The 22,986-nt window shown below is 58.8% G+C and carries 20 protein-coding genes; 7 read left to right on the top strand and 13 right to left on the bottom strand.

Annotation, left to right across the window (positions count from 1 at the left end):
• Window positions 1-95: 95 nt before the first annotated feature.
• From AC1ATL_RS06955 to AC1ATL_RS06940, 4 genes are all read right to left on the bottom strand, one after another.
• Window positions 96-827, bottom strand: a complete 732-nt coding sequence (locus AC1ATL_RS06955) for a histidine phosphatase family protein (RefSeq protein WP_476569564.1) — start codon at window positions 825-827, stop codon at window positions 96-98.
• 120 nt (window positions 828-947) lie between these two features.
• Window positions 948-1,373, bottom strand: coding sequence for a ribosome silencing factor (gene rsfS, locus AC1ATL_RS06950; protein WP_476569562.1), 426 nt, complete (start codon window positions 1,371-1,373; stop codon window positions 948-950).
• Between the two features lie 2 nt (window positions 1,374-1,375).
• On the bottom strand, window positions 1,376-2,758 hold the full coding sequence (gene glmU / locus AC1ATL_RS06945) for a bifunctional UDP-N-acetylglucosamine diphosphorylase/glucosamine-1-phosphate N-acetyltransferase GlmU (protein ID WP_476569560.1): 1,383 nt from the start codon (window positions 2,756-2,758) through the stop codon (window positions 1,376-1,378).
• A 141-nt stretch (window positions 2,759-2,899) separates the two neighbouring features.
• Window positions 2,900-3,430 (bottom strand): DNA-deoxyinosine glycosylase, encoded by a 531-nt coding sequence (locus tag AC1ATL_RS06940; RefSeq protein ID WP_476569558.1) that lies wholly within the window; start codon window positions 3,428-3,430, stop codon window positions 2,900-2,902.
• A 141-nt stretch (window positions 3,431-3,571) separates the two neighbouring features.
• On the opposite strand from AC1ATL_RS06940, the gene AC1ATL_RS06935 reads away from it, so the two are divergent.
• Window positions 3,572-4,936 carry an MATE family efflux transporter gene (locus tag AC1ATL_RS06935; RefSeq protein WP_476569556.1) on the top strand — a complete coding sequence of 455 codons (1,365 nt, stop codon included), beginning with the start codon at window positions 3,572-3,574 and terminating at the stop codon, window positions 4,934-4,936.
• Window positions 4,937-5,029: 93 nt separating this feature from the next.
• Here the strand turns inward: AC1ATL_RS06935 and AC1ATL_RS06930 are convergent, their stop codons facing one another.
• Complete coding sequence (locus AC1ATL_RS06930; protein WP_476569554.1) at window positions 5,030-5,539, bottom strand: cysteine hydrolase family protein; 510 nt, start codon at window positions 5,537-5,539, stop codon at window positions 5,030-5,032.
• Between the two features lie 289 nt (window positions 5,540-5,828).
• On the opposite strand from AC1ATL_RS06930, the gene AC1ATL_RS06925 reads away from it, so the two are divergent.
• Window positions 5,829-6,614 (top strand): SDR family NAD(P)-dependent oxidoreductase, encoded by a 786-nt coding sequence (locus AC1ATL_RS06925; RefSeq protein ID WP_476569552.1) that lies wholly within the window; start codon window positions 5,829-5,831, stop codon window positions 6,612-6,614.
• 138 nt (window positions 6,615-6,752) lie between these two features.
• Here the strand turns inward: AC1ATL_RS06925 and AC1ATL_RS06920 are convergent, their stop codons facing one another.
• On the bottom strand, window positions 6,753-9,176 hold the full coding sequence (locus tag AC1ATL_RS06920; protein WP_476569550.1) for a hypothetical protein: 2,424 nt from the start codon (window positions 9,174-9,176) through the stop codon (window positions 6,753-6,755).
• Between the two features lie 487 nt (window positions 9,177-9,663).
• On the opposite strand from AC1ATL_RS06920, the gene AC1ATL_RS06915 reads away from it, so the two are divergent.
• Entirely contained in the window at window positions 9,664-10,152 is a 489-nt protein-coding gene (locus tag AC1ATL_RS06915; RefSeq protein WP_476569548.1) for a CPBP family glutamic-type intramembrane protease, read from the top strand.
• Window positions 10,153-10,766: 614 nt separating this feature from the next.
• On the opposite strand, the gene AC1ATL_RS06910 is transcribed toward AC1ATL_RS06915, so the two are convergent.
• The 5 genes from AC1ATL_RS06910 to glyA all read right to left on the bottom strand — a co-directional run bounded on the left by AC1ATL_RS06910 (window position 10,767) and on the right by glyA (window position 15,978).
• Entirely contained in the window at window positions 10,767-11,786 is a 1,020-nt protein-coding gene (locus AC1ATL_RS06910; RefSeq protein WP_476569546.1) for a ribose-phosphate diphosphokinase, read from the bottom strand.
• Window positions 11,787-11,909: 123 nt separating this feature from the next.
• A complete protein-coding gene (nadD, locus tag AC1ATL_RS06905) occupies window positions 11,910-12,638 on the bottom strand; it encodes a nicotinate-nucleotide adenylyltransferase (protein ID WP_476569720.1) in 729 nt (242 codons plus the stop codon).
• 14 nt (window positions 12,639-12,652) lie between these two features.
• A complete protein-coding gene (locus AC1ATL_RS06900; RefSeq protein WP_476569544.1) occupies window positions 12,653-13,249 on the bottom strand; it encodes a phosphoribosylglycinamide synthetase in 597 nt (198 codons plus the stop codon).
• Window positions 13,246-14,559: a glutamate-5-semialdehyde dehydrogenase gene (locus AC1ATL_RS06895; RefSeq protein ID WP_476569542.1), complete on the bottom strand. Its 1,314-nt coding sequence runs from the start codon at window positions 14,557-14,559 to the stop codon at window positions 13,246-13,248. The genes AC1ATL_RS06900 and AC1ATL_RS06895 overlap by 4 nt, the downstream gene beginning before the upstream one ends.
• Window positions 14,560-14,670: 111 nt before the next feature.
• Window positions 14,671-15,978: a serine hydroxymethyltransferase gene (gene glyA, locus AC1ATL_RS06890; protein ID WP_476569540.1), complete on the bottom strand. Its 1,308-nt coding sequence runs from the start codon at window positions 15,976-15,978 to the stop codon at window positions 14,671-14,673.
• A 304-nt stretch (window positions 15,979-16,282) separates the two neighbouring features.
• On the opposite strand from glyA, the gene thrC reads away from it, so the two are divergent.
• The 4 genes from thrC (at window position 16,283) to AC1ATL_RS06870 (ending at window position 20,453) form a co-directional block, all read left to right on the top strand.
• A complete protein-coding gene (gene thrC / locus AC1ATL_RS06885) occupies window positions 16,283-17,770 on the top strand; it encodes a threonine synthase (RefSeq protein ID WP_476569538.1) in 1,488 nt (495 codons plus the stop codon).
• A gap of 174 nt (window positions 17,771-17,944) precedes the next feature.
• Window positions 17,945-18,394 carry an EamA family transporter gene (locus AC1ATL_RS06880; RefSeq protein WP_476569536.1) on the top strand — a complete coding sequence of 150 codons (450 nt, stop codon included), beginning with the start codon at window positions 17,945-17,947 and terminating at the stop codon, window positions 18,392-18,394.
• An 81-nt stretch (window positions 18,395-18,475) separates the two neighbouring features.
• Window positions 18,476-19,792: an MFS transporter gene (locus tag AC1ATL_RS06875; protein WP_476569534.1), complete on the top strand. Its 1,317-nt coding sequence runs from the start codon at window positions 18,476-18,478 to the stop codon at window positions 19,790-19,792.
• 283 nt (window positions 19,793-20,075) lie between these two features.
• A complete protein-coding gene (locus tag AC1ATL_RS06870; RefSeq protein WP_286027438.1) occupies window positions 20,076-20,453 on the top strand; it encodes a GntR family transcriptional regulator in 378 nt (125 codons plus the stop codon).
• 75 nt (window positions 20,454-20,528) lie between these two features.
• Here the strand turns inward: AC1ATL_RS06870 and AC1ATL_RS06865 are convergent, their stop codons facing one another.
• Together AC1ATL_RS06865 and recN are read right to left on the bottom strand one after the other, a co-directional pair.
• Window positions 20,529-21,200, bottom strand: a complete 672-nt coding sequence (locus AC1ATL_RS06865; protein WP_286027439.1) for an HAD family hydrolase — start codon at window positions 21,198-21,200, stop codon at window positions 20,529-20,531.
• Between the two features lie 76 nt (window positions 21,201-21,276).
• Window positions 21,277-22,983, bottom strand: coding sequence for a DNA repair protein RecN (gene recN, locus AC1ATL_RS06860; protein WP_476569532.1), 1,707 nt, complete (start codon window positions 22,981-22,983; stop codon window positions 21,277-21,279).
• Window positions 22,984-22,986 lie beyond the last annotated feature (3 nt).

The following is a 22,986-nucleotide window of genomic DNA, read 5'->3' as shown; positions in this document are numbered from 1 at the left end:
GCTTTGGAAAAACCTGCGATTCTGTGAAAAGCTTGGAAAAATCGGAAGGGCGCCTCACCTTCCTCGGCTGCATTGAGGTCCCGTCTGACCAGGCTCTATAGTCGCGGATGCTCCCATTGGCTGGTATAGGCAATCGCCGGACCATGATTGTATTCCGCCAGCCGCCAACGCAATGTGCCCTGAAGTTCCAAAGGCACCAGCCGTACCCAATGCGCGTTCCGCATCGAAAGGATGTCCGCAAAATCGCCATGTACCTGGTCCAGACCCAGCAGAGTCTGCAAAGTCTGTGAAATCCATGCGCCATGCGAGAACACGTACAGATCGGTGTCTTCGCCGGCCTTCGAAGCCCAATCGTTCAACGCCTCGACACCACGTCTACCGACCTCCTGCTTCGGTTCGGCACCATATTTGAGCTCGCCTCCGCGGAATTGGGCCCATGACAGATAGTCCTCCGGGAAACGCTCGGCAAGCTCCTCGACGGAGATGCCTTCCCATTCGCCGAAGCTGCGTTCCCGCACGCGAATGTCTGGATGAACGTCAAGACCGAGCGGGTCGGCGAACGCATGGGCGGTGGCCACCGCGCGCTTGAGATCCGAACAAACGACCAGCTGGTGTGGCACTTCGGGATGACGTTCCACATAGAGCTCGCGCAGCGCGTCCGCGGTCTGTCTTACCTGCCACAGGCCCACTTCGTCGAGTGGAATGTCGATCTGTCCCTGCAGCCGGTGCTGCTCATTGTACGAGGTGCGTCCATGACGCACCAATGTGACGGAATGCACGTGCGGCGTCATGGCGTCGTCGTGCTCGAACTCGACGTTTCTAGGCATGTCTCTCCCCTATGCCGTCCATATAGCTTCTGTTGCCCTATTCATCCACTCTGTCGTATGGAACGAAACGGACGTGCCCTCCTCGTCCATAGGGAAGACACGTCCGTGTGAAAACCGTTGTCAGGCTTCCGTGTTCTGCTCCGAATCCTCGGAATCCGTCTGGTCCTGGGTCGTTTCGGCATGCTCAAGCTGCAGGTCGATGCTCGGGCAATCCTTCCACAACCGTTCGAGACGATAGTAGTCGCGGGACTCCTGATGCATGACATGGATGACGAAGTCACCGTAGTCAAGCAGCACCCACTGGCCTTCGGTCAGGCCTTCACGCGACCGCGGCTGACGCTTGCCGGCTTTGAGGTACAAATCCTTCTCGATCTCCTCGGCGACGGCGAGCACCTGACGTTCGTTCGAAGCGGTGGCGATGAGCATCGCGTCGGTGATGGCCAATGGTTCGGTGACGTCGAACGCCACGATGTCGGTGGCCTTCATACGGTCAGCCGCCGCGGCGGCGATACGGACGGCGTCAATGGAATCTTGCAATGCAGGCATGTTCAGCGCTCCCATTCGGGCTTCCAGCCCTCTACTACGTGTTGTGTGTTTTCGGAATAGACCATGGAATCGGCAGGAACGTCATGACGGACCACGGAACCGGCTCCGGTGGTGACGCCGTCGCCGACCTCGACAGGGGCGACGAACAAGTTGCCCGCACCGACGTGCACGTTCGATCCGATGGTGGTGTGGTGCTTGTGCACGCCATCATAGTTGGCGGTGATGGTGCCGCCACCGATGTTGGTGTGCTCGCCCAAGTCGGCGTCGCCGACATAGCTCAGATGCGGTACCTTGGTGCCGTTGCCGATATGCGCCTTCTTCATTTCCACGAACGCGCCGGCCTTGGTTCCCTCGCCAAGCTCGTTACCGGGACGCAGATACGTCCAAGGGCCGATGTTCGCCGCGCGGCCGATATGCGTTTCCTGCACACGGGAACGTTCCACATGCGCCTCGGCGTCGATGGTGGCTCCGATCAGCGTTGTGTACGGGCCGATTTCCGCCGCCTCGCCGATTACGGTATGGCCTTCCAGGAAGCAACCCGGCAGGATGACCACGTCACGCGCGATCTCGACATCGTCCTCGATCCACGTGGTATCCGGGTCGAGGATGGTGACGCCCTCACGCATCCAACGCTCGCAGACGCGCTTGTTGTGGGCCTTGGCAAGGTTGGCGAGCTGCACGCGGTCGTTGACGCCTTCCACGCTCAACGGATCCGGCGCTGCGAATGCGCCGACCGCGCTCTTTGCCTTGGCCGCTTCGAGCGCGTCTGTCAGATAGAACTCTCCCTGCGCATTGTCGGATTTGAGATTGGAGATGGCTTCGGCAAGCAGCTTCGCGTCGAACACATACACGGAGGTGTTCACCTCGTGCACGGCCAGCTCGCTGCTGTTGGCGTCCTTCTGTTCCACGATGCGAAGCACGTTGCCGTCGCTGTCGCGGATGATACGGCCGTATCCGGTCGGGTCATCGAGAATGGTGGTCAGCACGGTCGCGCCGTTGCCGCTGCGCTCATGGAAGGCGAGCAGCTGATCGAGCGTGCCAGTGTCGAGTAGCGGCATGTCGGATGCCGCGATCAGCACGGCACCGTCCAGATCGTTCTGTTGCGTCAGCTGCGCCATCGCGCATTGCACCGCGCGTCCGGTGCCGGGGATGTCGTCCTGATTGACGATGGTGACACGCTCGTTATAGGAGCGTGCCGCTTCGGCGACGCGTTCCGCCTGATAATGCACCACGACGGCAAGCGTGTCCGGTTCAAGCGCGGAAACGGAGTCCATCACTCGATTCAGGAACGTCTTGCCCGCCAAGGTGTGCAGCACCTTCGGCTTGTTGGAACGCATGCGGGTCCCTTCACCCGCGGCAAGGATTATTGCGGCGCTCAATGCCATCTTTCGCCTTCCGTTTTGTTGGTTTCGCAGGAAACGTCCATTCCGAACGGATTCGTGGAGGACGCCTCGGATTTCAACGCAACGGAGATTGTATAAAGAGGGCTCGGACAATGCCGAAGATACCGGAATACCTTGCGACGCTTACAAAACGGCGCGTCCGACGCAATCATAGGCATCGATAAGCTGCGGCAGACTGATTCCGGCGTTTGCAGGACTGGTGGATGGCAATCGCGTCATTGGCACGTCATCCAACCCATGAGACCGCAGAAGCGGGACGCAAAGCTTCCGATACAGTTGCGATGCCTTCGCGCCCGTGGTGAATATATGGGAGATTCGCGATTGATGAAGCATTCCGGAGAAATCGTTGGGAACGGCATTACGGATGCTCGCGTCGCTCGCGCCTTCGATATCGCAGGATGCAATCACATCCCATAACGCCATATGGTGACGCAACGCGAAATCCCTGCGCGCACGCACCGTCCGGATAGGGTCCATGCCCTCGCACAGGCAGCTGTCATCATGGAACACAGCCGCCATGACAGGCCAGAAACGGTTTCGCGGATGTCCATAGTAGAAATGCATTTCACGCGATTTCGGACTTGGCATGGATCCCAATACCAATACGCGCGATTCAACGTCCCAAACCGGACCGAATCCATGCTCCACATGCATCCGACGTTCCTCCTGTCATCACATGGGCGTGCGCTGACGCGACCATTGTATTGTATTGCGGTATGGCACGACGCGACAATGCAGGCACCACGCGGCATCCCCGAGAATGTCCGGTTCGGCGCTGTAGTCTTGGCGACTGCTATGGATAACGAACTCTTCGAGAAGGCGCCGATACCGCGCGCATACATGACTCTTGCCATTCCTGTCGTGCTCAGCATGATGGTCACCCTCGTCTACAACACCGTAGACACTTATTTCATTGCGCATACCGGCAATACCGACATGGTGGCTGGCGTCGCGATAGCGACCCCCGTATTCACGGTCATGATTGCGCTCGGCGACATCTTCGGACTTGGCGGAAGCTCCGTAATCTCACGACTCTACGGGCAGGGACGTTATGATGACGGCAAGCGGCTGAGCGTATTCTGCTTCTGGGGAGCCGTCCTCACCGGCCTGCTCGTCATCATCTTCGGCCTCGCGCTCCGAAGCCCAATCCTCGCCATGCTCGGCGCGGATGACAACACGCGGCAGTATGCGTCCCAGTTCTATACGCTCATTATCATCGGTTCGCCGTTCATTATCGTGTCCATGACACCGACCAATCTGTTGCGAGCGGAAGGGCATGCCACCCCGTCGGCTATCGGCTCGGTCGCCGGAACCATCATCAACATCTGTCTCAACCCGTTGTTCATCCATGTGTTCGGATGGGGAGCCGCCGGATCCGCAGGTGCAACCGTCATAGCGAACATCTGCACGGACGCCTACTATATCTGGTTCCTCGTCGCACGCAGCGAAAACCTCTCCATCGATCCACGGCTCATGCTGAGTGGTAACGGAATCGTCGTCACCCGGCACGAGGTCGCGGGGATTTTCGCCATCGGCATACCCGCATCCGTCACCAATCTCATGCAGAGCCTTGGCATCGTCATGATCAACCTGTTCCTTCTGCCGTACGGCAATGACGCTGTCGCGGCCATGGGCATCGGCCTGAAAATCGTCATGATCGCCGTGCTGATTCTTGTGGCCTTCGCCTTCGGAGGCCAACCTCTTATCGGATACAACTACGGTTCCGGCAACATGCCACGTCTGAAAGCGCTGCTCAGATTTGCTTACGGATTCCTCTGCCTGCTCGCAATCGGCATGACTGTGGTGCTTGTGGCCTCAGCACGCCAGCTCATGGGCTTCTTCAGTGACAATCAGCGCATCATCGACCTCGGCACCGGTATGCTACGTGTGCAGCTTCTGAGCACCGTATGCGTCGCCATCGTCCTCGTCACCACGTGCACCTTCCAATCCGCAGGCAAGGCATGGGGCGCGCTGGCCCTGTCCATCAGCCGCCAGGGAGTGATACTCGCCATCACACTGTATGTTGGATCCCATCTTGCCGGGTACCATGGCGTCATCGCGGCGCAGGCAATGGCGGATCTGCTCACCGCCTTGCTTGCCGTCGTGTTGTTCGTCGTATTGCTTTCGGAGCTGCGCGGTTCGCGACGTAAAACCGTCTGACGTCTTGACCTGTTTAATGGAAATCTGATGGTGTGGTCATATTTCCGTGCAAATCAAACGGATATGGCAATCGCGGCAGGCAGGGGTTGGTCATCAGACGAATTCGGCGCCCAACTCTTTCAGTTTCCTGAAGTGCTTCTTTTTGCTGTGTTCAAATGTCGTGCCAATGGCCGGCTCGTCGACTACCACATGGTAGCCGTGTTCTATTGCGCCCAGCGCGGTCAATGCCACGCAGCCACCTCCATCCACACCCACGATTTTGACCGAATCCACGTTGTTTCCCTTCAGGAAAGCATGCAATTGGGGATTGGAGAACGCGTCTCCCGCATGTTTCACGAACACGTGATTCGACGCCACGTGCAGTCCTTCAACCAGCTTTGACTCCAGAGCGTCCTCATACACTTTGAACGGTGACAGACGGCTGAGGAGGCTGCGTTCCATCACGTTTCTTATGTATACAATCAGCCGTTTCTCGTCTGTGTAAGCGTCAATGACGCCATTTACCGTAGTGAGCAGATCGGGCATGCTGTATTTGAGGTATGGGAAGCGGTGCTCCCCTACGTATGCTTCCTGCATGTCGATGACTAGCAACGCGTCACTCATCGGATTGTCTCTTTTCTGCGTCGTGCAATATTATGTAATGCCGCTCCTTAGCATGCGGTCATTTTGGCAAGATCCAGTTTGAAAATGCCGTTGTCAGAATTGTACGAATCCTCTGTCGCCTTGGCATGGATGCTTCATTATGCACATTCCGTCAAACTTATGACCTGTCTGCCACAACCGATCCTGCATTCCAGCAGAAGACCGATGGCGCGCATATCCCCTTACCCATGCCTACACTTGCATGGTGGACCGGCGGATGGTCGCCGGAGAATCGCAAAGAAGGGAAACCATGCATATCACAGGACTCGATGAGGAGCGTCACGATCAGCGTTGGGAGGGACAGCGCGCCCTGGTGACCGGATCCGGACAAGGCATCGGCCGCGCCGTCGCCCAACTGCTCGCAAGCAAAGGCGTGAAAGTCGCGGTCAACGACATCGTGCCCGAACGCGCCGAAACCACCGTCGAGCTCATCACCCAGGCGGGCGGCGAGGCGTTCCCGGCTCCCGGAGACATCGCCGACCCGGACACCGTAGAACGCGTCTTCCAACAGCTCGACAAACGCTACGGCGGCATCGACATCCTCGTCAACGACGCGGGAATCATCATCAAGGACACGCTCGACGACACGGACCTGGAACGCTGGAACCGGATCCTCGCGGTCAACCTGACCGCCGACTTCCTGACCATCAAACAGGCCGTCAAACGCATGAGGACGCAACACTACGGACGCATCGTCAACGTGTCGTCCATCGCCGCGAAACACGGCGGCGGCTACCTGGGCGGCGTCGCCTACGCCGCCACCAAGGCCGGCGTCGCCGCCCTCACCCGCGGCGCGGCCAGGGAATACGCGCCGGACGGCATCAACGTGAACGCGGTCATGCCGGGACTCACCTACACGCCCATGACGTCGGGGATGCCGGATTGGAAGCAGAAGGCCATCGAGGATTCAACGCTCGTCAAGCACGGCGGCCAGCCGTACGACATCGCACGCGCGATCGTGTTCCTCGCCGACCCGGAATCCGGCTACATCGACGGAGAGACCCTCGACGTGGACGGCGGCACCAGCCTCGACTAGGCAAAGTCAACTTCGTGGATGGGTGGCGTTGTGCCGCTTCCGCACGTCATGACGCCACCCAGATGCCATAAAAAGTCGAATCCGCTTATTCGGAACAGGCCGAATCACGTATGGGTCCGAACTTCATGCCGGTTCTCGCTATTCCCCTCCGCCATAACTTCCATTTTGCGACGTATGACTCTCGGCGTCGGCATGCGAAGCAAGAAGCGGCTGCTGACTTTCCCTCCCCGCGCCGCGCAGGGTTTTTGTCAGTTCCCTGTCGGCGCGTTTCAGGTATTTAAGACTGCGATTGAGCGCTTTGAGCATCTTTTTCGAACTGGTTTTTTCCTTGCTGTCATTGTCATTCCCGTCATCCTCCACCTCGTCGTCGTGGATATCACGCCTGATCGCCTCAACCCTTGCCTCGAATTCAACAATCCGTCTGTTGAGCGTGGTGTGAACCACGTAGGCGGAGACAAGGTCGTCATACCGCTTGATGAGCACTTCTTTGCAGAAAGCGACCAGTTTCGCGCATTCCTCCAACACATAATTTCCGTTTGTGGCCAATGCCATCGATGCCATGGCGGACATTCCCGCACCGCCGGCGGCACCTAGCATGGCTCCACCGCCCACAATAAGCATCGCTCCACCTGCCATTCCAGCGCCACCAGCAGCGAGGGAGCCTCCCCCAAGGAACGCGAGACTCGCGCTTGTGAGCGCGGCGCCATACAGTCCCGTCGTCTCGAAGCCGAACGCAGCCGCAAACACTGGGGCGACGGCCGGAGCGAAACAAAATGCCAAACCACCTGTGGCGGCCGCCGCGACTATCACACCCGCAACGCCACCTAGTCGTTTGGCCATGGTTCCGTCAAGCCGGTTCCTTATGTCCTTGACGGTCCTGCCAAGGTTACGTAGTTCCTTGACGGTAATGATTGTCTGTTTTCGGCAGAAGATATCGTCGATATAATCCGAATGGATTTTGAGATTCCCGTATTCATTGTCGTTGCCGTCATGCAGCGGGAAGTAGGGAGTAAACATGACAAGTTCCAAGGCCACAAGCCAAAACCATTCGCAGCTGTCCGCCACGGCGGACTTGCCGATCATGTCATACAGAGAAACCTCGTCGAGAAAGTACTCATCCCCCGCATTGATGACCTTCCCAAGCTGGTGCGACCATTGGCCGAGCCACTTCCTCTTCCTCTCGGCACGTTTATCGTGCTTTTCCCGTTCGATGTCGTACAAGACCTTCTGCCGCATGAGCGAATGGAGTATGCGCGCTTCATGCTGGTCGAGCTTCAGGCAGTTCAGGCTAGCCAATCCGCGTTCGATGGCTTCTTCCTCGCCGCGCCCACCGGCATCTCGCAGTCCTTCCGCCATCGTCTCCTTCACGTCCACGACGCAAGACACCACGAACGAGGCGATTCCAACGTAGTTGACGCGCAGCAGGAACGCCCGTGCCTTGTCGTCGCACGTCATTGCGCGCACGGCGGCGTCGGCGATATCGACGCCCATGAACACTCCGCTGGATACGGTCAGCATGCGGCGCATGGCTGGAGTGCCCCAAGGGAGGACGTCTTCGGGATTGACTCGGACGAGATCCTCGACATCACGAATGTCGAGTGCCTTAATCTCGCGGGAAAGCCTGCGACAGAAATAAAACGCACGCACGACGCACTGGTTGATGACGACGGGTATGGACTGCCTACCAATCTCGCCAAGGACGCCGACTTCCATACGCAGATCGAATCTGCGCTCCGTGCCTTTTATGATTTTCCCATTTGCGTCATGTTCTGCGAGGAACGTCCCGTTGAACAGTTTGGACAGCCATAATCTGAACCCCATACCGTCTGTGCTGGAATCCTTGAAGAACGGCAAGGTGGATAGTTCCTTCATGAACGAAAGCAATGGTCCAGGGATTCCCGTGCCATTGCCGGCATTGCCACTCGAGCCGGCCATGTCGCTCACCATATGAAAGAACCACTCGACCGTTCCAAAGGCGAGCTTTTCGGGGATATTCCCTCCCAGATACCGTTTATGGCTCTCAGGAATCGGCACGATGATCAACTTCCCATTCGTGTCCGTTCCAATTGACAGTCCAGTGAATTGCGTGAAAATCGACGCGACCAATCCGCCGATGCCGAAATGATGGGCGAAATCCCGCAAGTGATGCTGCCTTCCGCCTCCGAAATCCGCAGTGTTTCCATCCGCGGCCAACGGATGGGCCTTCTCGAGGCTTCTGATGGCATCCTTGAGGGAATCGGCCTTGTGACCTTCAACCCGCGCGATTTCGATGACTAGGCGTTCGATTGTCCTAGACCCCCATTTTTCGGCACGATCCAAAGAAAATTCGCCGACGAACAAAGAGTCGATCAGACCTGCGACAACACCGCTGGATGCTGCGATGGCATAGTCGAGCCTGTCTGCCGGATTGACTTGCGGATCCCATTCGATACGGTCGGATAACCGCTCCGCCGCATCCCGTTCCGTCTGGTCTGAAATGCCGTCCATGGAACCGGTAACATCGGCTGCAATCAAAAGCCGCCGTTGTTTAGGGAAGGTCAATTCATAGCTGACGATCGGCATGCTCCCATCGTCATGATCAAATCGCTGTGTCATCAATACCATCCTTCACGTCGACGTGTAGCAGGCCTCGGGAAACCTTGTTCAAGAATACCTGTGAAAGTCATGTCGGCGGAGTGGGCGTGCTTGCCCGCCGCCCATGACTTCCATATGACCCGTTTATTTTCCTATGTTTTCTTGGCGAGGGTAACGAATTCGTTCATTTGGCGCCATCGAAAGCTCTCCACATCAAGCAAGTTTTCCCGCCTGACAGGAAGCCGCCAGACGTGGTTTCCCCGTAATATGCGAGACGCTCATCCTGATACGATGGACAAGCCGGCAGGAATTCACGGAAGGAACTTCGATGAGAAGTGTCATGTTCCATGCAAGACCGAGGCGAGATGCGGCGATCGCACTTGCGGTCTGGCTGACAGATATGCTTCTACTGTTCGTTTATGGATGGATACATGTTCACGCCGACACTCGCGCTGCCGATGGATGGTGTCTCATCGTGTCATATGTTCCTGCCCTGCTTGCCACAGTGATTGTGCTTGTACGTGATCATGACCTGACCGCAATCGGCCTGGGACGTGGACATCTGAAACCTGATTCACTGATGCTGCTTGCGATGCTGATCGCCGAACTGCTCATCGGCGTCTACATTTACCGGATGTCTTGGAACAAAGCCGTGCCGGATCTCGTGTATTACACGTTCCAGATAGCGATGGCTGAAGGAGTAGTGTACCGGGGACTCATCCAGAATTATCTTTCCGGATTGCCACTTCCCCACAAGGCCGTGTTCCTGATAGGCGCCGCGATGTTCACGTTGTCTCATCTGCCGTGCCAACTGCAGGTCCGTCCATGGGATTTGGCATTCACAATCCAATTGTGCATTGCGTTCGCATCACACCTACTGTATTGCTGGATCGCATCCAACCGCAACGATCTGCTTGTTCCTTGGGGCATTCATGTGGCGCAGGATTTCCTGCAGGTTGTGTAGAGGCTCAACACGACACGAGTTTCGGCATCAGAATCCGTCTACATTGACGGAGAGACCCTCGACGTGGACGGCGGCACCAGCCTAGACTCAGCACGGATGAGCGGGAATGAATCGGCCAGTCGGATACTTCAATCGCGTGTGGATAATTCGATACGTATGCGGATTTTTTAAGATGCTTTGCGGTTCATCGAACGTCCGTGCGGATAATTCCAAATCTTTGTGGATTATTCGACGATCGTGAGGATTTTTCAATCGCCTCGACAATGTGACAATCTGCGGTGCATACGTTGAAAACGTTGGGAATTCAACGTTTTTTGATTCCAACATGTTTCTTCATTCGGACAATTCGTGGGATTGGGCGGATGAATAATCCGCAAGCATCCCGATTAATCCGCACAGGCAGTCAGTAATCCGCAAACGTTCAAAAAGATCGGTGGAGACAGATGGCTACCGTGCGGAAAAGCCATGCCGAAGCGCAGCTGGCGGCATTAGATATAAAAAAGCAGGACTTCCGGCAAAAGAAAACGGGTTCCGAACGAATCGGAACCCGCAGGTTTCGGTGGCGGAATTCCAATCGCCAAACATTGGAAGTCCGCAGCCGAAAATCAATGGAATCAGGCGAACAGGAAGCCCTGTCCGTGATGCTCCGGATAGGTGTCGAACAATTCGGCCACGGAGCCATCCTCGAACACGGCACGAATGGCACTGGCCAGCAGGGGCGCGATGGACAGAACGGTAAGGCCATCCCAGCGCTTCTCCTCCGGAATCGGTACGGTGTCGGTGAGCACGACCTCACGAGCGCCGCAGCTCTTTAGACGGTCCACGGCCGGACCGGACAGCACACCGTGCGTGGCGACGACGGTCACCGACTTGGCTCCGGCATCCTTGAGCACATTGCATGCTCCCGCGATGGTACCGGCGGTGTCGATCAGATCGTCGACGAGCACGCAGTCCTTGCCGGCCACGTCGCCGACCACGCGGTTGGCGACAGCCTGGTTCGGACGGGTGATGTCACGGGTCTTGTGCACGAAGGCGAGAGGACCGCCACCAAGGCGCTGCGCCCACTGTTCGGCGACGCGGATACGGCCGGCGTCCGGAGATACGACGGCGACGTTGTCAAGTTGGTTGGAGAAGCGGTCACGGATATAGTCGACCAGCACCGGCATGGCGATGAGATGGTCAACAGGACCGTCGAAGAAGCCTTGGGATTGCGCCGCGTGCAGGTCGACGCTCATGATGCGGTCGGCGCCAGCGGTTTTGAGCAGGTCAAACACGAGGCGGCAGGAGATGGGCTCGCGTCCGCGATGCTTCTTGTCCTGACGCGAGTAACCCAGCAACGGGCAGACCGCGGTGATGGAGCGCGCGGAGGCGCGCTTCAGCGCGTCAATCATGATGAGCTGCTCCATGATGGCCTGGTTGACCGGGTTGGAATGGCTTTGCAGCACGAACACGTCCGCGCCGCGCACGGATTCGGTGTAGCGCACGTACATCTCGCCGTTCGCGAAATCGTATGCTGTGGTTTCCAGAACATCGATGCCGAGCTGTTCCGCGACTTCCGCCGCCAGCTTCGGGTGTGCTCTGCCTGTGACAAGGATAAGGTTCTTATCCGGCTTTCCTTCAAGGATTGCGCTCACCGTATCTCCAAACGTCTGTTCTAGCGAAGTGGATGTGACCCATACTAACCGGCTACGCAGACCTCGATGCCCACGTGTGTTCGGGGGTGTGCGAGCGCACATGGACATCGAGGTCTGCGATGGCTACCGGTACAGACCGTGCTTACCGATGTACTGCACCACGCCATCGGGCACGAGATACCAGACCGGTTCTCCATGCTCGGCCCTTCTGCGTACGTCGGTAGACGAAATCGCCAATGCAGGAATCTCCAATGTATCCACTTTGCCTTCGGGAAGTCTCACTCCGTCCGGCGATGAGTAGCCCGGTCGCGTCACGGCCACGAAATGCGCCAGGTCCCACATTTTGTCGGCGTCCTTCCATTGCATGATCTCCGCCACCGCGTCGGCTCCGGTGATGAAGAACAGTTCGGCGTCCGGATACTGCGCGCGAATGTCGCGCAGCGTGTCGATGGTGTAGGTGATGCCGGGACGGTCGATATCCACGCGCGACACGGTGAATTTCGGATTGGACGCGGTGGCGATGACCGTCATGAGATAGCGGTCTTCGGCGTTGGTGACCTTCTTATCCAGTTTGAACACCGGCCGTCCGGTCGGCACGAAGATCACCTCGTCGAGATCGTACACCCATGACACTTCGGAGGCCGCAACCAAGTGGCCGTTGTGAATCGGGTCGAACGTGCCACCCATAATGCCGATGCGCAGACGGTTATGCCAATTTCCGCGTGCCGACCTGCGGCCGGACGTCACAGCCGACTGCGGCCGGTCCACGGACAGCTCCGACATGCGTCGTTCCGGTTCCACCACGTAGCTAACAGCGAGCTCAGAATCGGCTTCCGCGGATTCCGGCCGCATGCGTTTCGGACCGGTCATGCGGAAGCCCCGTTTTCGTGCTGCTTGCCCGCTTGCTGTTCGGCCTGCTGTTCCTTGTCCGCGTCCACGGTCTCCTGCTCGATGCTGTCCGCGGTCGGAGAGGCATTGTCGGGGTCGATCTTGCCCATGTCCTCATCCCACTCGTTCTGCACAACGCGGCGAATTTCGGCGAATGTCGGCAGCGGGAAGTCCGGCTGGTATGTGCTGCGGATCTTGGCCACGCGTTCGGTGACGCGAATCAGTGTGTCCGTCATGCCTTCAAGGTCGTGGTCGCGTTCCATCGCACTGAATTTGGCGATGTACTGTTCCATGTCCCGCATCTGTTCGTCGATGATGCCGAGCTGCTCGTCGTTGGGAGTGACGACGTCCCCGGCATCGGCTTCGGGCCAGCCGATCAGCACCGCGTCGGCGTATTCGAGCGAAGCGCGCTCGTCGGCGGAGGCGATGCCGTCCTCGACCTGGACAAGGAACACGTAACGGACGATGCTCAATCGTTCGGAGGCCAGTCGCAATCCGAGCATCGGATCGTTCAAATCCGCATTCCAAGGATTCTTGTTGTTCCGCACGGTTTCCTGCGTGTTTTCGTCGCTCATGCCCTCACCTGTCCCATTCCGTAGCCGATCCATTTGGTCGTGGTCATCTCACGTAGTCCCATCGGGCCTCGCGCGTGCATCTTCTGCGTGGAGATGCCAAGCTCCGCTCCGAAGCCGAAGACGCCGCCGTCCGTGAATCGCGTGGAGGCATTGACCATCACCACCGCCGAATCGATGCGTGAGGTGAATTCCTCGATGGCCGAATAGTCCTCGGCGATGATGGATTCGGTGTGGCCTGTGGAATGACGATTGATGTGCACGATGGCCTCGTCGAGCGAGTCGACCACTTTGACGCCTATTTCGAGTGCCAGATATTCGGTGTCCCAATCCTTGTCGGTGGCATGCGTGAGATGCGCATCCTCCACCCCGGCTTGTTCGATGATGCCGTACGCGCGTTCGTCGGCATGCATTTCGACGCCGGCTTCGGCGAGCGCCGCGGCGGCCTTCGGCAGGAAAGCTTCGGCGACGTCCCGGTGCACGAGGAGTTTTTCGGCGGCGTTGCATACGCCTACACGCTGGGTTTTGGCGTTGATGAGGATGGGGATGGCCTTGTCGAGGTCGCCGGAACGATCGACGTAGATGTGCACGTTGCCGGCTCCGGTTTCGATGACGGGTACTTTGGAGTTGCGTACGACGGCTTGGATGAGTCCCGCTCCCCCGCGTGGGATGAGCACGTCGATGTGTCCGCGCGCTTCCATCATGGCTGTGGCTCCGTCGCGTCCGTATCGGTCGACGGAGGCGATCATGGCTTGATCGTATCCGTGTTCGGCAAGCACGTCACCTATGACGGAGAGCGTCGCTGCGTTGGTGCGTTCGGCGGCGTGACCGCCCCTGAGAAGGACCGCGTTGCCGGATTTGATGCACAGTGAGGCCACGTCGACGGTGACGTTGGGGCGTGCCTCGTAGATCATGCCGAGCACGCCGATGGGGACGCGTACCTGTTGCAGTCGCAGGCCGTTTTCGAGGTGGTATCCACGCACGACCTCGCCTACCGGGTCGGGCAGGGAGGCCACGTGCCGCACGCCTTGTGCGGCTGCGGCGATTCGGGGCACGTCGAATTTGAGCCGGTCGAGTTTTCCGGCGTCCATGCCGTCGTCGAAGGCTTGGCTCATGTCAAGCGCGTTGGCTCCGGCGATGTCGTCGGCGTGGCTGTCGAGCGCGTCGGCGATGGCGTTGAGCAGTTCGTTTTTCGCTTCTGTGTTCGCTTGTGCGAGCTGTGATTGCGCATTGCGGGCCGCATCGCCCATGGCGCATACCGCTTCGAGCGCGTCGGCGTTGATGGCGTCGGTCTGGTGTTGTGGATTCGTCATAGTTTCCTAGAATAGCGCGCGATCGCGCCCCGCTGCGCACTGGCGGCCATTTCGGGTCGTCCGCTTGCGTATTACGGGGCGCGATCGCGTTGAATGGAGAAGCGAGTGCGGTCAGTGGATCTGGTCGAGGCCCGGATACAGCGGGAAGTCCTCAGTGAGCTTGTCGACGCGCGCCTTCAGAGCTTCGACGTCGGCATCTTTGCCCGCGGCGAGCGCGGTGCCGATGATGTCGGCGACCTCCTCGTATTCCTTTGGTCCGAAACCGCGGGTGGCGAGCGCGCTGGTGCCGATGCGCAGGCCGGATGCCACGGACGCGGGGCGTGGGTCGAACGGGACGGTATTGCGGTTGATAGTGATGCCGCACTGTGCGAGCAGATCCTCGCCCTGCTTGCCGTCCATCTCGCTGTTGCGCAGGTCGACCATGACCAGATGCACGTCGGTGCCGCCGGTCAGGACACTGATGCCATTGTCCTTGACGTCGTCGGCCATGAGACGTTCAGCGAGGATCTTGGCGCCGTCGAGCGTGCGCTGCATGCGGTCCTTGAATTCCGGGGATGCCGCCACCTTGAAGGCGACGGCCTTGCCGGCGATGACGTGCATGAGTGGGCCGCCCTGCTGGCCGGGGAACACCGCGGAATTGAGCTTCTTGGCATACTCCTGCTTGGCAAGGATGAAGCCGGAACGTGGTCCGCCGAGGGTTTTGTGGGCCGTGGAGGACACGACATCGGCGTACGGCACGGGGCTCGGGTGCAGGCCGGCCGCAACCAGACCGGCGAAGTGGGCCATGTCCACCCAGAATTTGGCGCCGACCTCGTCGGCGATCTCCTTCATGGCTTTGAAGTCCTCGATGCGCGGATAGGCGCTCCATCCACCGATGATCATCGCCGGATGGGTTTCGAGCGCGCGCTGGCGGATGATTTCCGGGTCGATGCGGAAGGTCTCGGGATTGACTCTGTAGGCTTCCGCATGGTAGAAGCGTCCCGAGAAGTTAATCTTCATACCGTGGGTGAGATGTCCGCCATGGTCGAGGGCCAGTCCGAGGACCGTGTCACCCGGCTTGACGAGCGCCTGGTAGACGGCAGCGTTGGCCTGCGCGCCGGAATGGGGCTGCACGTTGACGTATTCGGCGCCGAACAGGCTTTTCGCGCGTTCGCGGGCGATGGTCTCGATTTTGTCGACCTGCTCGCAACCGCCATAGTAGCGGCGTCCCGGATAGCCTTCGGCGTATTTGTTGGTGAGCACGGATCCCTGCGCTTGCAGAACGGCGCGTGGCACGAAGTTTTCGGAGGCGATCATTTCAAGGCCGTTCTGCTGCCTGGACAGTTCGGCGTCGAGGATTTCGGCTATTTCCGGATCCGCTTCGGCGATTGGCGCGTTGAACTTGTCGTTCGGGGTTTGCGCAAGAGGTGATGCAGTCATGAAGCCCTCCTTGACTTCGGGGTGATCCGCTGTACCGCGGTTTAATAAAGCAGTGTACGTACACGAATCGCAGTGAGAAAACCGCGTTTCGAAACATACGGGAAATACGGCGCGGAAGTTGGGATAGGGACATTGTCGATGCCCGAGCGTCTTTGGTTACCGTCGTCTGAAAACCGCCGTCGAAGCGATTGCCGGCATTCCGCCGTTCCATTCCACGGACGCGGAGCGTTTTCTTCCGGCCTGTGCCGGTACACTGGAAATCACGTTTGACGTAATCTGTCCGTTCTATTGCTAAGGAAATCAAGTGACCACGTTCCACAGCACACGCAGCACCACCGATTCGCTTACCTCCAAGCAGGCCATCCGCAAGGGCATCGCCGACGATGGCGGCCTGTTCGTGACCGATTCCCTGGGCGAAACCCATGTGGACATCGCGGATCTGGCAGGCAAATCCTATCAGCAGATCGCATACGACGTGCTGTCCGTGCTGCTGCCGGACTACTCCGAGGAGGAGCTCAAGGCCTGCATCGCCGAGGCATACGGCGACCAGTGGTCCGATGAGAGGATCACTCCGGTCAAGCCGCTTGGAGACGATTATGTGATGGAACTGTTCAACGGTCCGACCTCCGCGTTCAAGGACGTCGCCCTCCAGATTCTTCCCCGTTTCATGGCGCGCACCACTCCGGCCGACGGTGACAAGGATGAGAAGATCATGATCGTCACTGCCACCTCCGGCGACACTGGCAAGGCCGCACTCGCCGGCTTCGCGGACACCGCCGGCACCGGCATCACCGTCTTCTATCCGGAAGGCAAGGTGAGCCAGGTGCAGGAGCTGCAGATGACCACGCAGGCCGGCTCCAATGTGAACGTGTGCGCAGTGAAGGGCAATTTCGATGACGCCCAGTCCGCCGTCAAGCGCATCTTCGGCGACAAGGAGCTCGCCACCCGTCTGGCCAAGGACTCCCATGTGGTGCTCTCGTCCGCGAATTCCATCAACGTGGGACGTCTGGTGCCGCAGGTCGTGTATTACTTCTCCGCATATGCGCAACTGCTCGAACAGCAGGTCATCAACGTGGGCGACGAAGTCGAATTCGTGGTGCCGACCGGCAACTTCGGCGACATCCTCGCCGGCTACTACGCCAAGCTGCTCGGCCTGCCCGTCAAGCATCTGGTTGTTGCCTCCGACAAGAACAACGTGCTGTTCGACTTCCTGACGTCCGGCACATACAACCGTCAGCGTCCGTTCTTCCAGACCATCAGCCCATCAATGGACATCCTCATCTCTTCGAATCTGGAACGTATGCTGTACTACATGTCCGACAAGGACACCCGTCTGATCTCCATGCTGATGAACGATCTGAACCAGTGGGGCGCCTACGAGGTCCCCGAACCGATGATGAAGAAGATCCGTTCGATTTTCGGCACCGGTTGGGCCGACGAGAATCAGGTGCGAGAAATGATTGCCGACTGCTGGAACGAAAACCATTACGTAATCGATCCGCACACCGCGTGCGGCTACTTCGTCATGAAGCAGATGCCGCGCGATCCGCTGACCCCGCGCGTGCTGCTCGCCACCGCAAGCCCATACAAGTTCCCGCGCGTGGTGAACGAGTCCTTGGGTCTTGACGCATCCGGCACCGACTTCGAGTGCATGGACGTGCTCGCCGAGGCCACCGGCACCACCGCACCTGCGGCGTTGCGCGGTCTCGAGACGTCCGACGTGCGTTTCAGCAACGTCGTCGAGATCGATGGCATGGAGAATTTCGTCGAACAGGCCGCGAAGGCGCTGTAGATTGCGGACTCCTGCCGATAATCGAATCGTATAACTGAATATCATGTCTCCCCCTTCACCGGATGGGGGGAATCAAGGCATCCAAACCAATCACGTAGGTATGCGGCCCAGGCCGTTCAAGGATTGGTTTGGATGCCTTTTTCTTTTTCCAACGACAAGTCGAAAGGAATCCCCATGGGAAACTCAGAAGGACCGCATAAAAGTTCCCTGTTCTATCAGATGACACTGCTTGGCAGCGCGGCATTGTGGGGAGGCAGCTACCTGTTCACCAAAACCGCCCTGGAGGCCATGACCTTCATGGAATTCCTAGTGGCCGGAATTCTGTATCTCGTCATGTCATGCCTCTCCTTCTCCGGGCCGAGCGTGGCATGGCTGCGGCCGGAAGTCGTATCGTCGGTGCTGTTTCTGATAGTCTGTGCCTCCATGGGCGCGCAGATCATGGAGAATATGAGCCTGCCGCATCTGCCCGGCTCGCAGGCTTCGATCATCATGTGCATAGAATGCCTGTTCGCCGCCGTCTTTTCGGCGATTTTCGCCGGGGAACGGTTCACCATGAACACAGTAATCGGATTCGCGCTGATCTTCACCGCCATGGTGATGTCGGCCAAGTGCTCGGAAGAATGACATGGGATTCGCTTCCCGAAAGACGATCACGCTAGTGGATTCGGGATTGCTACCATAAGGCTTCGGAAAGGATGGGACATCATGGTTGATTATACGGGCGGCGTAAGCGCAACGACGGAACTTGATGCAGGACCGGAGAATCCGCCCACGCGGAACAGGGATCGGCTGATCACCCGTGATGTGGCGCTGGTCATGCTGGCGACGTTCTTCTTCATGACCAGCAACATGGTGGTCAACCCCATCATCGCCGGCTATGGGGAGTCGATGGGAGCAACCGGCTCGCTGATGGGTGTGATCGCGGGAGCGATGAGCTTCGTCTCCCTGTTTTGCCGTCCGATAGCCGGCAATTTGTCGGATCTGGTCAGCAAGCGTCTGCTGGTGGCCGTCGGCACAGCGCTATACATCGTGGCGGGCGTCATGTACTGCGCCGCGCAATCGACAGGTATGCTGATCGCGGCCCGCATGGTCAACGGACTCGGCTTCGCTTGCGGCACCGTCTGTCTTGCCACTTGGGTGTCGCTGCTGCTGCCGATCAGGCATATGGGTGCCGGCATGGGATTGTATGGCATCGTCAACGCGCTGGCGATCGCGGTCGGTCCGGCACTTGGCATCCGTCTGCAGACGGCAGTTGGCTATCGATGGACGTTCGTCGCGTCGCTGACACTCAATGCATGCGCGTTCGTGACCGTGCTGCTGGTGAGGAACGGCGGCAAGCCGGCACGCAAGACCGTCACCATGCAAACGGCGGGCGGTTCACCCGCATCGGATTCATCCCGCGAATCGCAATCCGATCGATCCGCATCGCATATGCTGCGGCACCGTCTCCGACTGCGCAATCTGGTCGAACCGAAGGTAATTCCCTTGGCTGCGGTGTTCATGATGTTCGCGATTCCCTATTTCGCGAACCAATCGTTCCTGGTCGACTACATTTTCGCCCGGCATCTGTATGTCTCATCCGACCTGTTCTTCGTCTTCTACGCCGTCGCATTGCTGCTGTTGCGTCTCACGCTTCGCAACCTGTTCGACTCGAAGAGCTTCCGGTTCTGGCTTACCGTCTGCTCATTGTCCATGCTGGCGATGCTGTCTTCCCTCACGTTCATGACGAACAGCTGGTATCTGCTCGTGGCGGGCGTCACGATGGCCGCCAGCTACGGTCTGATGAGTTCCGTGACGCAGGCACAAGCTGTTGTGATCGCGGGGCGCGCTCGTAGCGGCTTGGCCAACAGCACCTACTATATGGGCATCGACTTGGGTATGACGTTGGGTCCCATGCTGGCTGGCGTCTTCTACGGTCATCTGCCTATCGCATGGTTCTATCCAATGTTCATGCTGTCGATGCCGATGGCATGGCTGATCTATCTGTCCTTCCGTCGTGTCATCCATTCGAAGAACGCGTGACACGGACGAGCCGTTCATCTCCCGACTAACCCGTCTCATCGGCGGACGCGCATCGAATGGAACGATCCGTCATTCCTTTGGCGGATCACGACGGTTTTTCCAACGCCGGTAAAAAACCAGGTTTCTGGCACCGCATGTGCTTCTGACGTGAAAGATTTATGCTGTTATGCAAAACACTATAACAGCATTTCACATATCTGTATTACTGTTATATATAACTACTTAACAGTTAGTGTGCGACTGTGCATCAGAAGAACATATCACCGGCAAAAGGAGGCACAGCTTGAAGCTGAACATCTCGTCCGCGTCCGAAGAGCCGATTTACGAGCAGATCAAGAACCAAATCAGATCCGCGATCGTTTCAGGAGAGCTGCAGGCGGGCGATGCGCTCCCCTCGCTCCGCAAGCTCGCCGGGGAACTGCACATCAGTGTGCTTACCGTAACTAGGGCGTACAACGATTTGGCGGACGAAGGCCTTGTGAAGAACATACAAGGCAAAGGCGCATTCGTTATGGAGCACGGCAACGAGCTCATAAGGGAACGCGCGAGCGAACGCATCATGGACAAGTTCCGCGAAGCGTCCATCGAGGCCAAAGCCTCCGGCATCAGCCTGCTAGATCTGCTTGGCATGTTCGAGAAAGCGTACAGGGAGCAATCATGATCCCATGCGTCAGACGGCCAGTCAGTGAAACGCGTTGCCCGAGCCTAATGCCAGGACGGGCGGAAAGCCCCGACTCTACAAGCGAGCCGGCGCGTCGCGGAAGTCGAACATGACGCCGTCCGCCAGTTCGCAGATCTCCGGCCAGTCGGCGTCGGACGAATCGTCGTGCATGGCCCACACGTGCATGCCGACGGATTTCGCCGACCGCATGCCGGTCAGCAGATCCTCGAACACGGTGCAGTCAACCGGCTCGACGCCAAGACGCGATGCAGCCAGAAGATACACATCCGGTCGATCCTTGCCGACGTCTCCAGCGTCATCGACGCTGACCACCTCATCGAAGAAGTCGAGGATACCCACATGTCTCATGGCTGGTTCACGCAACTGCGGCGGTAACGACGTGGCCACCGCGAGCCTCGCGCCGCTCGTCTTCAGCGCCGCCAGATATTCCCGCGCATGCGGTTTGGCCTCGACTGCCGTTGCGTACATGACGCGCGCCATACGATCCCATTCCTCCATCAGCTCCTCGGGAGTATCCGGCAGCGAGAACCGTGCGATCGTATACTCGGCGATTTGCCGGAACTGCATGGCGGCCACTTTCCGCATGTAGTCCTCAGGCACTTCGATGCCACGTTTGGCAAGGAAATCGATATCCACCTGATCCCATACGCCCATGGAGTCAAGCAATGTGCCGTCAAGGTCGAAAATGGCCCCCTTGCCTTGGTTCTCCGCGGTTTCCTGTGCCATGTCGGCTCCTTTACTGGTTGCAGTATTCCTGATACTTGATATTTTCTCAACTGGTTTGCGATCGTGCGCGTGACAGTCAGTCAAGCACCGACGATCTGAGCAGCTCCTCGGCATGTTCCAATGAGGCCTCGCTTTCGCTTCCGGAAAGCATGCGCGCGATCTCATGAACGCGGGCCTCTCCGCGCACCTGGTTGATTGTGGTTTCGACGGAGCCGTCCTCAGCCATGCTTTTGGCGACCACATACTGTTCATCCGCCCAAGAGGCGACCTGCGGCAGGTGCGTGACGACCAGAACCTGCGCGGATTGGGCGAGTTTGGCCAAGCGGGCACCCAGCTCCACAGCGGCCTTGCCACCCACGCCGGCATCGACCTCATCGAAGATGAACGTCATCGGCGGCACGGTTCCTCCGGCCACGACATGCTTTTCGGCGGCGACCAGTTCAAGCGCGAGCATCAGACGGCTCAATTCGCCGCCGGACGCGCTTTTGCCCATCGGCAGCTGCGGGGAGCCGGGAAACGGGGTGAAGAGGAATTCGATGTCGTCCGCTCCGGTGGCGTCCAACTGTTCGCGTTCCGCCACGCGGATCTCCAGTTTCGAAGTGCCCATGGCCAGCGAATCAAGTTCCGCGGTGACTTTGGAAGCGAGTTCCTTCGCCGCGGCTCTACGCCGTTTGCTCACAGCCTGCGCGGCTTTTTTCGCAGCCTCAAGCAGTTGGGCGCGTTCGGATTCCAGCTGTTCGACCTTTTCCGGCGAGGCGTCCAAATCCTCCAAATCGTATACGGCCTTGTCCCTCCACGTGATCACGTCGGACAATTCCGGCCCCCACCGGCGGGTCAGCTCGTCCAACTCGTGGATGCGCCCGTTGATGGCATCCAGATCCTCCACGCTCGCCTCATTGTCCACTTCGCCGGACAGGCTGAACACCACGTCGGACAAATCGGTGCTGATGGAGTCGAGCCGGTCGGCGAGTTCGGAGAACACGCCTTCCACGTGAATGGCGCGCAATGCCTGCGAGGCACGGTCGATCAAATCGGCGGCGCTGGCCGATTCAACGTCATCCGCCACTTGCGAAGCGTCCAACGCACCCAATGCGCGGGTCACGCCTTCGGCGATTTCGGCGGCGTTTTCGATGCGGTCCCGCCGTGCGCGCAATTCGCCCATCTCCCCCGGCTGCGGGTCGACCCGGTTGATGCGTTCGATTGACTCACGCAGGTAATCCGCCTGCTGGCGCATGGACGATTCCTGGCTGCTGAGCCTTTCCAAACGCTCGTCCATTGCGCGCAGCGCGTTCCACGTCTTGCCGTAGGCGGCCAACGCCACTTCATCCCCCGCGTAGCGGTCCAGGAATTCACGCTGCCGCGAAACGGTCGCGATACGTAACTGGTCGGCCTGGCCGTGGATCGTCACCAATTCGGCGGCGACGGAAGCAAGCACGGAACGAGGCACGCTACGTCCCGACAACATGCTGCGGGATCGTCCGGAAGCCGGCACCTTGCGCGACAGGAACAGTTCGCCGTCCTCTGGCTCGAAGCCAGCCTCCCGTGCGGCGGCCACCGCGGCCGGCGACGAAGCGACTTCGAACACGCCCTGCGCCCACGCCTCCTGAGCGCCGACGGAAACACGGCCGCCGTCGGAGGGACCGCCGGAAATCAGTCGGATCGCACTGAGCAGCATCGATTTGCCGGCACCTGTTTCGCCGGTGATCGCCGTCATACCGCCTGCCGGGGCGATCAGCGCGGAACGGATCGGACCGAGATTGTGGATCTCAAGCTCTTCCAGCATGCC

It is taken from the genome of Bifidobacterium sp. LH_743 (assembly GCF_056355775.1).
Note: the sequence above shows the minus strand (reverse complement) of the source record. Positions and strands in the feature narration are given on the sequence as shown.

Bases quoted from the DNA above. Each gene is read 5' to 3' on its own strand.
- AC1ATL_RS06955 (WP_476569564.1), bottom strand. From the start codon at position 827: ATGCCTAGAAACGTCGAGTTCGAGCACGACGACGCCATGACGCCGCAC.
- rsfS (WP_476569562.1), bottom strand. From the start codon at position 1,373: ATGCCTGCATTGCAAGATTCCATTGACGCCGTCCGTATCGCCGCCGCG.
- glmU (WP_476569560.1), bottom strand. From the start codon at position 2,758: ATGGCATTGAGCGCCGCAATAATCCTTGCCGCGGGTGAAGGGACCCGC.
- AC1ATL_RS06940 (WP_476569558.1), bottom strand. From the start codon at position 3,430: ATGCATGTGGAGCATGGATTCGGTCCGGTTTGGGACGTTGAATCGCGC.
- AC1ATL_RS06935 (WP_476569556.1), top strand. From the start codon at position 3,572: ATGGATAACGAACTCTTCGAGAAGGCGCCGATACCGCGCGCATACATG.
- AC1ATL_RS06930 (WP_476569554.1), bottom strand. From the start codon at position 5,539: ATGAGTGACGCGTTGCTAGTCATCGACATGCAGGAAGCATACGTAGGG.
- AC1ATL_RS06925 (WP_476569552.1), top strand. From the start codon at position 5,829: ATGCATATCACAGGACTCGATGAGGAGCGTCACGATCAGCGTTGGGAG.
- AC1ATL_RS06920 (WP_476569550.1), bottom strand. From the start codon at position 9,176: ATGCCGATCGTCAGCTATGAATTGACCTTCCCTAAACAACGGCGGCTT.
- nadD (WP_476569720.1), bottom strand. From the start codon at position 12,638: ATGCGGCCGGAATCCGCGGAAGCCGATTCTGAGCTCGCTGTTAGCTAC.
- AC1ATL_RS06900 (WP_476569544.1), bottom strand. From the start codon at position 13,249: ATGAGCGACGAAAACACGCAGGAAACCGTGCGGAACAACAAGAATCCT.
- AC1ATL_RS06895 (WP_476569542.1), bottom strand. From the start codon at position 14,559: ATGACGAATCCACAACACCAGACCGACGCCATCAACGCCGACGCGCTC.
- glyA (WP_476569540.1), bottom strand. From the start codon at position 15,978: ATGACTGCATCACCTCTTGCGCAAACCCCGAACGACAAGTTCAACGCG.
- AC1ATL_RS06880 (WP_476569536.1), top strand. From the start codon at position 17,945: ATGGGAAACTCAGAAGGACCGCATAAAAGTTCCCTGTTCTATCAGATG.
- AC1ATL_RS06875 (WP_476569534.1), top strand. From the start codon at position 18,476: ATGGTTGATTATACGGGCGGCGTAAGCGCAACGACGGAACTTGATGCA.
- AC1ATL_RS06865 (WP_286027439.1), bottom strand. From the start codon at position 21,200: ATGGCACAGGAAACCGCGGAGAACCAAGGCAAGGGGGCCATTTTCGAC.
- recN (WP_476569532.1), bottom strand. From the start codon at position 22,983: ATGCTGGAAGAGCTTGAGATCCACAATCTCGGTCCGATCCGTTCCGCG.